Source organism: Pseudomonas sp. S2_A05, from assembly GCF_054668485.1.
Window position 1 is genome coordinate 5,760,389 of record NZ_CP162775.1, and the last position, 13,760, is coordinate 5,774,148.

The following is a 13,760-nucleotide window of genomic DNA, read 5'->3' on the forward strand; positions in this document are numbered from 1 at the left end:
TATCTTTTTTCTGTCATGAACTTGGGCGGCTTCCAGTTAGGTCCTTTGATAGCTAGGCCCTTTTCTCCCTCAAGCAAAATTCCCGCAGCGAAGAGCCGAGAGTACGACGCTTCCAGGGTCCCATACTCGTTGATCAGGTCTCGATTGTGCCGTCTGATCATCATGTCCAGATGTGGCGTTGCCTGAAGTAACGCGAACACAGTGACTATGTCATTTCATCTCCAGTCTCGTCTGGGTTGAAACCACGCCCGCTGTGCTTTCCCTTTTCGGTTGCCCCCTCATAAGGACTGCTGAACACCACATAAAGCGGCTCTATCCCCGAATCAGCCGGAAAAACGATGATGAATCGATCCCAGCGTTCGACCAGGATCGGGTTCAGATCCAGCCGCCCTTCAATCGGAACAACGGAAGCGCCGGAATAGGCGGGCGAACCGGTATCCACTATTGGCAAGGCGGTCGATTGGTCTCCCGGCGAGATAGCCGGAGTCCAGGTCAGCAAGTCGGTGGGCGAGTTCGATAGCGCGACCTGGTATACGTCGTTGAGCAAATCGTATGCGGCATTAAGGACCATCACACTTGAGCGAATATGGAAGTCATCACTCGTAGCGACGAACACTTGCGTGCCAGCCCCGAGTCGCCTGACCCCTAGCCCGACCTGCATCTCCAAAGTGCCCTGCCGGTCTGCGATTTCACGCAGCGTCTCGGCCGGCTCGGACGACAACTCGGCCAGTGGAACGCTCATCGCAAAGCGTTCGCCGTTGCCCAGAGGTGACGGCATCAACAGCGCTGCGAATCCCATCAGTACCGGACTGCCGAACAGCGTCGTGCCCGTCGCTGTCAGGGTCGCTTTTGCCGTACGTAGCGCATTGAGTATTCCCGCCGAGGTAGCCGGGCCGAGCGGGACGGCTGTCGAAGCGAAAGAAACGGCCGGGCCGTTGCGGGCCACTGCTCCATAAGCCGGAAAGACATGCTTGCGTTCCTCCTGTAACCGAGCCTGTTCTGCCGCATTGGCCAGCGCCGCTGCTTCAGCTTTGGCTTGTGCCTCGGCCTGGGCGATTTTCAACTCAGCCAGCCGCTCTTTCTTCCGAGCTTCAGCCTCAGCATTCAGGCGCGCGGTCTCAGCCGCCAGTCGAGCCTGTTCGGTATCCCGACGCTGTTTCTCCGCCAACGCGGCCAGACGCGCCTGTTCGCGTACGCGGATTTCTTCCTGCTCCCGGCGCACCGCTTCGGCAATGTCACGCTGGAGCGGATCCAGTTCTAACGGTGGAGGCTTTGGCATATTCATATCCTTGTGAATGTGCGTTTTCACTCGCTCGAAAGTGCGCACGGGTGGCGATGACATCCGTGTCACCAGCGAATGGTTGAGGTGTTTCAAGTTACATCAGAGTGGCGGTAATCAAATCCGAGAAGCCCGTCGGTAACAGGGCGTTATGTCGAAAGGGTTTTCGCGGGTTTTCATCGATGCAGAGGGAATTCGTCCGAGCTTCGAAGAAATGTCTGACGCGCTGATCGGAAGCGCTCCCGAACCGCTAACCAGCCTTTTTAAACGCCCATAAAAAAGGCCGCTGCAAACGCAGCGGCCAAGGTAAGACGTTGGATCAAGGAGCTACAAATCAACGTCAGTGAACACCGGGGCGGTAAACCGAAAACATCGATTTATCCAGAATCTGTAGCCAGTCGCTGGCGATTCAGCGTGGCGAGCTTGGCGCTTTGCGGCGTGTGCCGAGGAAAGCGCGCTCAGAATAAGGTCTCAAGCCTGTAGGAAAAATACCGATTCCAGACATGCACTGTTACGGGGCGCGCAACAGTGGCGTGCGCATGGATGGCGCTGATGACGCGCTATCCAGCCAGTCCATGAACCGCCCCAGGCCCCGCCGTACAAGGCCATTCATCCTTTCGAGCGACAACGCAAATACCTCCTTGGTGCGCTTATCGACCGCTTCACCCGGCAGTAGGGTGGGGCCTTCTGTCACTCACCGGGGAAGACGCATGACAAAAACAACAATGCGCGCCATCTTCACACCGCAGGCGCTGGCCGCTGCGGTGGCTCTGGGTTGCGGCGCCCAGGCGCACGCGGTCGCCTTCAACATCGGCGAAATCGAAGGCACCTTCGACTCGTCACTTTCGGTCGGCGCGAGCTGGGGTCTGCGCGATGCCGACAACTCGCTGGTCGGCACGGTCAATGGCGGCAGCGGACAATCGTCCACCGGTGATGACGGGCGCCTGAATTTCAAGAAGGGCGAAACCTTTTCGAAGATCTTCAAGGGCATCCATGACCTCGAACTGAAGTACGGCGATACCGGCGTGTTCGTGCGGGGCAAATACTGGTACGACTTCGAACTCAAGGACGAAGACCGCGAGTTCAAACAGATCAGCGACAGCGGCCGCAAGGAAGGCGCCAAGTCTTCCGGCGCGCAGATCCTCGATGCCTTCGTCTATCACAACTACGCCATCGCCGATTTGCCCGGCACCGTGCGGGCCGGCAAGCAGGTGGTGAGCTGGGGCGAAAGTACCTTCATCGGCAACTCGATCAACAGCATCAACCCGGTCGACGTCTCGGCATTCCGCCGTCCCGGTGCCGAGATCAAGGAAGGCCTGATTCCGGTGAACATGCTGTTTGGCTCGCAGAGCCTGACCGACAAACTCTCGGTCGAAGGCTTCTACCAACTGGAGTGGGACCAGACCGTTCTCGACAACTGCGGCACGTTCTTCGGCGTTGACGTGGCGGCGGACGGTTGCAACAACGGCTACACCGTCGGCAGCCCAGCGGTGGCGCCACTGGTGCCGCTGACCACTGCGTTCGGCCAAGGCATCCAGGTCACCCGCGAGGGCGTGGTGATCCCCCGTGGCGGCGATCGTGATGCGCGCGATTCCGGGCAGTGGGGCACGGCGCTGCGCTGGCTCGGCGACGACACCGAGTACGGCCTCTACTTCATGAACTACCACAGCCGTACGCCGACGGTCGGCACCACCACGGCGGGGCTGTCGACACTGGCGGCGTTGCCTGGCCTGGTCGGCATTGCCAACGGACTCGCGCCCGGCAGTGGTGCGGGGCTGGCGCAAAGCGTGATGCTCGGGCGCGGTCAGTATTACCTCGAATACCCGGAAGACATTCGTCTGTACGGCGCCAGTTTCTCCACCACGCTGCCCACCGGCACCGCGTGGACCGGCGAGATCAGCTACCGGCCGAACGCGCCGGTGCAGGTCAACACCAACGATCTCACCCTGGCGCTGGTCAACCCGATTGCCGGCGGCACCGCATCGCCACTCGCCACTTCGCCGGGTGCCGACAACAAAGGCTACCGGCGCAAGGAAGTCACGCAGATTCAGAGCACCCTCACGCACTTCTTCGATCAGGTGCTCGGCGCCGAACGCTTGACCGTGGTCGGCGAAGCAGCGGTGGTGCATGTCGGTGGTCTGGAGTCACGCAGTGAGCTGCGTTATGGCCGTGATTCGGTCTATGGCCAGTATGGTTTCGGCGGCGATACCGACGGCTTCGTTACCTCGACTTCGTGGGGCTATCGCGCCCGGGCGATTCTCGATTACGCCAACGTCATCGGCGGGATCAACCTCAAGCCCAACCTGTCGTGGTCCCATGATGTCGCCGGTTACGGCCCCAACGGACTGTTCAACGAAGGTGCGAAAGCCGTGAGCTTCGGCGTCGATGCCGACTACCGCAACACCTACACCGCGAGTCTGAGTTACACCGACTTTTTCGGTGGCGACTACAACGTCCTCGAAGACCGTGACTTCGTGGCCCTGAGCTTCGGCGTGAACTTCTGATCTGCCCGAGAAGGATGACTGCAATGCGCAAAACGATTCTGCAATGTGGCGTGCTGGCCTTGAGTCTGCTGGCCGCCAACGTGATGGCGGCGGTGTCGCCGGATGAAGCGAACAAACTCGGCACCAGCCTGACCCCGCTCGGCGCCGAGAAGGCCGGCAATGCGGACGGTTCGATTCCGGCCTGGACCGGCGGCATCCCGAAAAACGCCGGTGCGGTGGACAGCAAGGGCTTCCTCGCCGACCCGTTTGCCAACGAAAAACCGCTGTTCACCATCACCGCCGCGAACGTCGAGCAGTACAAAAGCAAGCTCTCCGATGGCCAGGTGGCGATGTTCAAACGTTACCCGGAAACCTACAAGATCCCGGTTTACCCGACCCACCGCACCGTGGGGGCGCCGGCGGAAATCTATGAGTCGGCCAAGCGCAGCGCGCTGAACGTCAACGCAATCAACGACGGCAACGGCCTGGCCAATTTCACCGGCAACCGCTACTACGCCTTCCCGATTCCGAAGAACGGCGTCGAGGTGCTGTGGAACCACATCACCCGCTACCACGGCGGCAATCTGCGGCGGATCATCACTCAGGTCACACCGCAGACCAACGGCAGCTACACGCCGATCCGCTTCGAAGAAGAGATCGCCGTGCCGCAACTGATGAAAGACATCGACCCGGATAAAGCCGCCAACGTACTGACCTTCTTCAAGCAATCGGTGACCGCCCCGGCGCGGCTGGCCGGTAACGTGCTGCTGGTGCACGAAACTCTCGATCAGGTGAAGGAACCGCGTCTGGCGTGGATCTACAACGCCGGTCAGCGCCGCGTACGTCGCGCGCCGCAAGTGGCCTATGACGGCCCGGGTACAGCGGCCGATGGCCTGAGGACTTCCGACAACTTCGACATGTTCTCCGGTGCTCCGGATCGCTATGACTGGAAACTGGTCGGCAAGAAGGAAATGTACATTCCCTACAACAGCTACAAGCTCGACTCGCCGAAGCTCAAGTACGACGACATCGTCAAGGCCGGGCACATCAATCAGGACCTGACCCGTTACGAACTGCACCGCGTCTGGGAAGTGATCGGCACGGTGAAACCGAACGAGCGGCACATCTACGCCAAGCGCCACATGTACATCGACGAGGACAGCTGGCAAGTGGCACTGGCCGATCACTACGACGGTCGCGGGCAACTGTGGCGCGTTGCCGAAGGTCACGCCCAGTACTACTACGATCATCAGGCTCAGGCTTACACGCTGGAAGCGCTCTACGACATCATTGCCGGCCGCTACATTGCGTTGGGCATGAAGAACGAAGAGAAGCACAGCTTCGAATTCGGTTTTGAAGCCAAGGCTGCCGATTACACACCTTCGGCCCTGCGCGCCGAGGGCGTGCGCTAACGGCTCTGCTGTACCGCTGGACAAAAGGCGACCGCACGGTCGCCTTTTTTATGGCCATCAATCAGCGTGCTGAATACTCGTCAACAAGGGCGCGGGAGAGGGCTAGGGTGAGCGCACAACGATAAGAAGGCTCACCCGATGACCGCCATGACCCCGTGCCTGGATCGACCCGGATTTTTGCCCAGGCTTTCTTCGCATCATCAACCTCGCAGCCGTTTGAGCGCACCTTTGCTGACATCGAACGCACGGGTCAGGCTGTTGTGCGCGCCCGCAGGCAGCGGCAAAACCGCACTGCTCACCGAATGTCTCCTTCAGGTGCGCGCGGAGTGCGAGGCAATCTGGCTGCCGCTGGCGGGAGCGGCGCTCAGCACCGAAGAATTCTGCCTGCGTCTGACGCGGGCGCTCGGGCTGGTCGAAGGCCTTGACGATACGCAACTGATGGCGGAGCTGGCCCATTGGTCGAGGCCGACGTCGCTGTTTATCGACGATTACAGTCGGCTGCCGGATCCGGCTGTGGATGCTCTGCTGGATCGCTTGCTGGCGGTCAGCAGCCCGGCGCTCACCTGGTGGATCAGCACTCGCCGCCGGCCGCAGTGCAACTGGCCGCGCCTGTTGCTCGATGACGAACTCTACGAATTCGAGAGTGCCAGCCTGGCGCTGACTCACGATGAAGTTGTATCGGTGTTGCACCATTTGCCGCCTGACCAGGCGGACCGCGTCGCCACCCGTATCATCCAGCGTACTGGCGGTTGGTGCGCGGGGTCGCGCATGGCGCTCCTGCAGAAATGCGACTGGTCGCAAAACCTGCAACCGCAGCAGCGTGTCGACACTCTGCTCGATTATCTGCAGCATGAACTGTTCAGCAACCTGACGCCGGAGCAGGACGAGGCATGGCGTGTGCTGGCTCACCTGCCACGGTTCAACGCGCCGTTATGCGAGCATTTGTTCGGCCCTGGCGAAGGCGCTCAGCTGCTGCGTGATCTGCAAGTGCTGGGCTGCTTCATCGAGCCTTGGCAAGCGTCCGCTGACTGGCTCCAGGTGTTCCGCCCGCTGTCGCGAATCATCCAGGAGTCGCACTGGCCGTGTGCGCGTTCCTGGCACCGGCGCGCCTGTCAGTGGTTCAGCGCGACGCAGGATTGGCGAGCGGCGTTCGAGCAAGCGTTGTTGGCCGAGGAATACGAAACTGCCGTCAGCCTGTTGCAGCATTTCGGCTTCGAAGACTTGTTCGAAGACCAGACCGTCGTCCTGCTGTTGCGTTTGCACGAGCAGCAAAGCCAGCAGCTGACCCTGATGACACCACAGCTGATCGTGCTGGTCACGGGCGCCTTATTGTTTGCCGGCCGGTTCGAACAGGCCGGGCAATGCCTGGCTCATCTCGGCCGCTTCATGCCGCAGCCGACAGCGCAACTGGAGCAGCAACTGCTGGCCCGCTGGCAGGCGCAACAGGGATGGCTGTTTCACCTGCAAGGGCAAATGGAGTCGGCACGCGCCTGCTTTCAGGAGGCTTTGTCTGCGCTGGCTGACGAGGCCTGGCAGGCGCGTTTGATGTGCCTGTCGGGACTGACCCAGCAGGCGTTACTGTGCGGCGAGCTGGATCAGGCCCATGCCCTCAACCGCGAAGCGCTGTGCCTGGCGCGGGCTCACGGCTCCTTGCTGTTCGAAGGCTTGCTTGAGCTTGACCATGCGCAATGGCTCGAGCAGCGGGGCGCGCCTTTGCGTGCCGAAAGCCTGCTGGTGGAGATCGAGCACTTGCTGCGCCAGCGCGCCACGCTGCCCGTGCCACTGCTCGGCCGGATTGCCCTTCGGCGCGGACGACTGGCGCTGTGCATGGGCCTTGAAGCGCAGGCTGCGGAGCTGTTCAGTCAAGGCCTTGAAGATTGCCTGCGCAGTGCAGACAAACGAGTCTTGTATGGCTATTTGGGGCAGGCGCAACTGGCCGGCAATCGCGGCGATTATGCCTGCGCTTTCGAGCGCCTGCGCGAGGCCGAAAGGGTCATGCAGCAGCGGCAGATTCCCGATACGGTCTATCGCGGTGTTGTGTTGCAGGTAAGCAGCCAGTTCTGGTTGCAACAGGGCCGACCGCATCTTGTGCAAGAAGCGTTGAGCCGACTGTTACGGCATTACCGGGGACCTTCGGCGCTGCAGGCGCCACCCGCGACGTTCGAACTGATTATTCGCATCGAATACCTGCTGGCCTGCGCGAATGCGCAATCGGACCCGGACGAAAGCGCTCGGCCCTCCATTGAACGATTGCTGAAACGTGCTCAGGCCAAGGGCATGTTGGCGGCGGAAACGGAATTGTTGCTGGCCTTCGCCCAGTTGGCCGAAGCGCACGGTGACACGGCGGCGGCGCAGCAAGCGTTCCAGCGAGCCGCAACGCTGGCGGAGCGTTGCCGATTGCAGCAAGCCGTGCGCGAGTGGGAATTACGCCGAGGTAGCCTCACTGGGTCTGGCAAGGAGGTTTCTGCCTGGCCACGGGAAAACGATGATCAGGCGCCTGGCCTCAGTCGGCGCGAACGGGAAGTGCTGATGTTGATTGCTCAAGGGGCTTCTAATCAGCAAGTTGCCGAGCAACTGTTTATTTCATTACATACAGTAAAAACTCATGCGAGGAGGATTAACGGTAAGTTGGGTGTAGAACGCAGAACTCAGGCTGTGGCGAAAGCCAAGTTGATGGGGATACTGGTTTAGTTTTGTAAATTTCAGTAGCACAACATGGTGTTCGTTGTTGGGTGGCATGTTTTGTAATTTGTTCGAGCTTCATGTCGGCTGAAAAAGAAACTACCTTGCAATTATCGGCGGTGGCTGCACTTGCAGCTCTGGATAATCAAGTAAGGAAAGTTTGTGGCCAAGTTATATGAAAGTTTGATGCGTGGTTCTTTCGGTGAGCAGGTTACCTGGCCGGAAGAGTGGGAAAAGGCAACACAGGCTAAAACAGATCTGTTCAAGATCATCGACGCCATGCCGAGCGTGCTGGATATTCTGCGCAGCATGCTTGAGGGTGAATTGAAGCGTCTGGGCAAAACAGTTGATATCGACAAGGTCTATATCAATACGGATCCTGCTTTCCCTGCCGATGAAAATCGGCCATCAGGCACTCTTTGGGATGTGACGGTTAATTGTCTGAATAACCATATAAGTCCTGCCTATATTATGGGTGGCGATGGGGTTTTTGTTCTGCCGGATACGTTCAGTGAGCAATTCAAAGTCAAGGTGCTCAATACCATTGTTGTTGAAGATCTGATCGCTGCTGTAACTGCCGGACTGGAAAAAACATTGCGAGCCGAGATCGCAAAGTTCTGGGCTGCGCCAGCGAAACCCGTCCATGCCGACAATGCACCGCTGTCGAACAAACAGGCTTTCATCAAGGCCTATGCCGTGGTCACCGGTGCAGAGCTGTCGCTGTCGGTCATGGCCAACAATTTCGATGCCCGATTGGGCGAGCGATTCGCTCATCTGCTGGAAGCAGATGCCGGTCGCGCAGCGTTTGAAGTCAACCTGCAACCGGCACAGGATTATCTTCTGGTGCGCCAGCCCTGTTTCGTTCTGGACAACGCCGAGCGTGCGGTCGCAGAGATGCAACTGGTCAACGAGTCGACTTCCTATCTGCTGCACACGCCGGAAAACGGCTTCGAGTTCTTTGAAAGAAATACCGATTTGCACAGCAAACTTCAGCAGAGACTTTCCCTGCGTAGCGAGCAGATCAGTTATCCAAAAGCCACGCAAAGTCCTCATGTCTTTTGTGTCGACACTCACCTCAAAGGTCAGCTTGAAAATGTTTCATCCTTGATCAGGGGCCGGGAACAACTGGAAAAACCACTGATCTCCATGCTTCAAGAGAATCAACGCCTGCATGTGCTGCGTTACGGCATCGACACCCGCTTTTATCTGCTTTGGGCAGCACTGAAGCGCACCGACTGGCCGCTTTGGCTGCATGCCGCTGGTAGCGATGTTCAACAACGTTATAGCGAGCTTGAAGAATCCAAAGACCAGTATGAGGCTGCATATTCGAGCGCGTTCGATACGTGTTTTTCTTTCAAGGACTATGTGCTGCGCACGTTCTCCGCATGGGCGCAGAGGGCCTTTGACGAACGCCTGGATCCTGAAGCGATCAGTGTCCATAGCTCGTACACTTTGCAGATTGCCGGACGGACCATCGAGCAGGAAGAAACCCGGACGCTGACGGAGTTTCTTGTTTTCGGTCTGCACGACAATGGTTACAAAGCGACTCTGACCATCATCGGCGCTCCCGACGGAAGTCGGCTGACGGCAGTAGCGCTCGAGCAGTGGCTGGAAAATCGTAATCTGCGCCTGGAGTTTACCGGCAGTCTTGCATACTCGCCGTCGGTTGCTTGGCAGGAGGCCTATCGCAACTATCTCTTCAGCCAGATGGAGTTTGCAGTTTTTGTAGCTCGCCAGTCCGGGAAGCTGGATTCCACCGATGCGAACATCATCGCGCGAGCCATGGCCAACGACCCTGCGGTGACTATTCAGGGCTTGAAAATCAGGCTGCAAGTCCCAGCATTGAAAGATGTTCTGATGATTTCGGCCAAAGAATACGCACCGTCGCTGATGTTGGTCAAAACAGCTGACGGGCAATTCGAACTGCAGAAATTTTCCGATATCTACGCGGCGAACCGCTGGCTGGAGTCGGCATTGTCGGCGGATCGTGAATACGCCGCATTGATGATTCATCCCGACTACCTGCACGAGGCGGGTGAGTTGCTTGGCAGCGCTGGTACTCAACTGAGCTACCGCTACACGCTTGATAGCCGGCCGGTCGATCTTTATCTGAACGCCAAGGCACCTTTGGCGGACTACGTAAATGTCGCCTACCGAGCCGAAGTTGCGCTGCACAAGGCCATTGCACCGGCAGCTTATCGGGCGCTTGGCATTGAGGGGCGCAAGCGCTATTCGCGTCTGACAACCGAACTCAAGGCGCTGTCCACGGTTGATGCAAGAGACAATGGTTTTCCGACATTCGAGCAGTTCACCTATGACGCGGTGAAAGCCCAGATAGAAGACCTATTGCGTTCGCGCGGCAGCAACATTTCGGTCAATCCCGACCAGATCATTATTCAGACCGAAGAGTTTCGTAAGAGCGTTACCGACGTCTTGCTTGAGGGACTCGCTTTCGAAGCGGATCATCCGGCCTATGAAACCAAGTACAGCCCCAAATATTACTTGGTGAATGGACATCCCCTCGTTGAAAAACTGGATATCCGGGATTTGTCTTCGCTATCGAAAACCTTCCGCCCTGGTGACCGATACAGCGCGATGCTGGAAGAGCAATATCTGAACAAGGCTCATCCTGATTACGCTTTCAAGCGCGCGGTACATGCCCGGAAAATCCGCTGTGAGATGTATCGCAATGCGTTTGCCGATTTCACCAACGGCAGATTATCGACAGAGTCTTTCTCTGCTGTCCAAGGGGTCATCGATAACCTGAAAGAGAGTGGCGGTTATCAGTCGGTAGGGACCAGCACCGCCGAAGGTGATATCGGGCTGTATAAATTCAATATTGGCGCGCTGGGTCTGACGACTCCTGGGGACCGCGCGGTTGGCGGCGTTTATATTTTTCGACTGAAGTTGTCGTCAGGTTTCTTCGACTTGCTCTATACGCCTGACGCACCGGATCAAGTCAACTTCCGACCGATCGCTGAGTTCATTCCTTCGATTCGTTTTCGAAAAGGCCCATTCAGGAGCTATTACAGCGAGCGGATACTGCTGGTTGACCAGAAAGTGACCAATGACTACTTCGATAATCTGGTCGCAACGGTTGATACCCGACCGGTCATTCGCACACAGCAGCGTTCGTTACTGCCCGATCTGTTCACTTTCCATGACGAGCGAGTGCGCCGTGTATTGAGTGACATCGACGAACGGACCACCAGTCTCAACGAAATAATCGCCAGTGTGGTTTATGAAAATCTGTTGAAGGCCGCAAACATTGTCAGCCTGCTGGTGCCACCCGTAGGCACTGTGGTGGTGGCTGTGCAGGTGATGAAAAGCATCTACGACGCGTCGCAGTCGCACCGGCGCGGTGATTATTCCGCCGCGCTGGGGCATGTGCAGGATGTATTGAGCGGACTGCTGACATTGGGTCAGGCTGCAGCGGCGGGCGCGCCGGCTAAAGAACTTACCCGTGCGCAACGCTCGTTTCTCAGTCTGTTTGAAGATGCCCGCACGGTCGCGGAGCTGGTTACGTATTACACCGGCCATGAAGACCCGGCCGATGAACTGATCGGGTTCTTCAAGGCACTGATGCAAGAGGCTGAGTCTGCAGTAAGCAAGACCACGGTTCGCTGAGCCGTTTCGAGGGCTCATAGTCTGATTTATCTTTCGTAACCCATGCGCCAACTCACGGCCCGGGTCGCAGCCAACAACCGCTGCGCCGCCGGGCCGTTTTCGTCGGCGTGGAACAGCGAGGTCGGGCCGACGATGGTCAGCACCGCAGCGATCTGCCCGACCGCGTTGAACACTGGCGCAGAAAGCGCATCCACACCCGGCATCAACAGACCATGCACGTGATGCAGACCGCGTTCGCGGATCTGTTCACACAGCGCTGCATAGGCTGTTTCATCCTTGAGCGGATGCTCCGCGACAGCGATCTCCTGCTCGCGCAATTCATCGGTTTCCCGGTGCGGCAGGTAAGCGCTGAACACCAGCCCGGTGGACGAGCTGAGCAGCGGCAGCACCGAACCCAATTGCGTCACCACCGTCACCGCGCGCACCGCCGGTTCAATGTGCACGACGGTTGCGCCCTGATTGCCCCACACCGCGAGAAAGCAGGTTTCGTTGAGTTCATCGCGCAGCTCGGACAGCGGCAGGGCGGCAACTTTCAGCACGTCCATGCTGTTGAGCGCGGCCAGGCCCACGCGCAGTGCTTCGCGACCGAGGCCGTAATGGTTGGTGGCGGTGTTCTGTTCGGCAAATCCGGAGGCTATCAACGCCTGCAAATAGCGATGCACCTTGCTTGCCGGCATCTGCACATGTTCGGCCAGACGCGACAGCGAAGTCGACGGTGACAACTCGGCCAAAGCCTTGAGGATGTCGGTGCCGACTTCGGCGGAGCGGACTTTCTGTTTGCCGTTGCTGTCGCTGGTTTTTTCCATGGGGCTGGCGGTTCCGGTTCGAATGGGCGTCTTTATAGCTTGACGCTGGATAGCGAGCAAATTACGTTATGCGTAATCAGATTACGATAATAACAACCCCGGCGTGCCGAGACCTCTGAGCCAGAGCGATGGGCCACTGCCGACTCCCTGTTCAGGAGGCTCCATGAACCCCGATTCAACCGCGCAGGACCTGGTTTACCAGTCCGGCTTCGGCAACGAATTCAGCACTGAAGCGTTGCCCGGCGCGCTGCCCGTTGGCCAGAACTCTCCGCAGAAAGCCCCATACGGCCTGTATACCGAGCTGTTCTCCGGCACCGCGTTTACCATGCCGCGCAGCGAAGCGCGGCGCACCTGGATGTACCGGATTCAGCCGTCGGCCAACCACCCGGCGTTCGTCAAACTGGAACGGCAACTGGCCGGCGGACCTTTGGGTGAAGTAACCCCCAATCGTCTGCGCTGGAATCCACTGGAGCTGCCGACCGAACCGACGGATTTCATCGATGGCCTGGTCAGCATGGCGGCCAACGCCGGTGCCGAGAAACCGTCTGGCATCAGCATTTATAACTACGCCGCCAATCGTTCGATGGAGCGGGTGTTCTTCAACGCCGATGGGGAAATGCTGCTGGTGCCGCAACTCGGTCGCCTGCGTATCGCCACCGAACTGGGCGTACTCGAAGTGGCGCCGCTGGAAATCGTCGTTCTGCCGCGTGGCCTGAAATTTCGCGTTGAACTGCTCGATCCACAGGCTCGCGGCTACCTCGCCGAGAACCACGGCGCGCCGCTGCGCCTGCCGGATCTGGGGCCGATCGGCAGCAACGGTCTGGCCAATCCACGGGATTTCCTCACCCCGGTCGCTGCCTACGAAAACCTGCAGCAACCGACTACTTTGGTGCAGAAATTCCTTGGCCAGTTGTGGGCCACCGAACTCAATCACTCACCGCTCAATGTGGTCGCCTGGCACGGCAACAACGTGCCGTACAAATACGACCTGCGCCGTTTCAACACCATCGGCACGGTGAGTTTCGATCATCCCGATCCTTCGATCTTCACCGTATTGACCTCGCCGACCAGCGTGCACGGTCTGGCCAACCTCGATTTCGTGATCTTCCCGCCGCGCTGGATGGTCGCCGAAAACACCTTCCGGCCACCGTGGTTCCACCGCAACCTGATGAACGAATTCATGGGCCTGATCCAGGGCGAATACGACGCCAAGGCCGAAGGCTTCGTGCCCGGTGGCGCTTCGCTGCACAGCTGCATGAGCGCCCACGGCCCGGACGGCGAAACCTGCACCAGGGCGATCAACGCCGAGCTTGCACCTGCAAAAATCGATAACACCATGGCCTTCATGTTCGAGACCAGCCAGGTGCTTCGTCCAAGTCGTTTCGCCCTCGAATGCCCACAGTTGCAACCCAGTTACGACGCTTGCTGGGCGACGCTGCCCGCCACGTTCGACCCGACCCGGAGATAACCC

Annotated in this window: 7 protein-coding genes; 5 read left to right on the forward strand and 2 right to left on the reverse strand. The window is 58.7% G+C overall.

The window, feature by feature from the left end; translation table 11 throughout:
* Positions 1–205: 205 nt before the first annotated feature.
* Positions 206–1,279: an S-type pyocin domain-containing protein gene (locus tag AB4O12_RS26010; RefSeq protein WP_305382232.1), complete on the reverse strand. Its 1,074-nt coding sequence runs from the start codon at positions 1,277–1,279 to the stop codon at positions 206–208.
* Between the two features lie 710 nt (positions 1,280–1,989).
* Here AB4O12_RS26010 and AB4O12_RS26015 point away from each other — a divergent pair.
* From AB4O12_RS26015 to AB4O12_RS26030, 4 genes are all read left to right on the forward strand, one after another.
* Complete coding sequence (locus AB4O12_RS26015) at positions 1,990–3,783, forward strand: DUF1302 domain-containing protein (protein WP_460059938.1); 1,794 nt, start codon at positions 1,990–1,992, stop codon at positions 3,781–3,783.
* A 23-nt stretch (positions 3,784–3,806) separates the two neighbouring features.
* Positions 3,807–5,174 (forward strand): DUF1329 domain-containing protein, encoded by a 1,368-nt coding sequence (locus AB4O12_RS26020; RefSeq protein WP_016771641.1) that lies wholly within the window; start codon positions 3,807–3,809, stop codon positions 5,172–5,174.
* 315 nt (positions 5,175–5,489) lie between these two features.
* Complete coding sequence (locus tag AB4O12_RS26025; RefSeq protein ID WP_460059939.1) at positions 5,490–7,865, forward strand: LuxR C-terminal-related transcriptional regulator; 2,376 nt, start codon at positions 5,490–5,492, stop codon at positions 7,863–7,865.
* A 153-nt stretch (positions 7,866–8,018) separates the two neighbouring features.
* Positions 8,019–11,483: a dermonecrotic toxin domain-containing protein gene (locus AB4O12_RS26030; RefSeq protein WP_460059940.1), complete on the forward strand. Its 3,465-nt coding sequence runs from the start codon at positions 8,019–8,021 to the stop codon at positions 11,481–11,483.
* A gap of 26 nt (positions 11,484–11,509) precedes the next feature.
* Here the strand turns inward: AB4O12_RS26030 and AB4O12_RS26035 are convergent, their stop codons facing one another.
* Positions 11,510–12,289 (reverse strand): IclR family transcriptional regulator, encoded by a 780-nt coding sequence (locus tag AB4O12_RS26035; RefSeq protein WP_150636138.1) that lies wholly within the window; start codon positions 12,287–12,289, stop codon positions 11,510–11,512.
* A gap of 163 nt (positions 12,290–12,452) precedes the next feature.
* Between AB4O12_RS26035 and hmgA the strand changes: the two genes are divergently transcribed.
* Positions 12,453–13,757: a homogentisate 1,2-dioxygenase gene (gene hmgA / locus AB4O12_RS26040; protein ID WP_150742806.1), complete on the forward strand. Its 1,305-nt coding sequence runs from the start codon at positions 12,453–12,455 to the stop codon at positions 13,755–13,757.
* Positions 13,758–13,760: the final 3 nt, after the last annotated feature.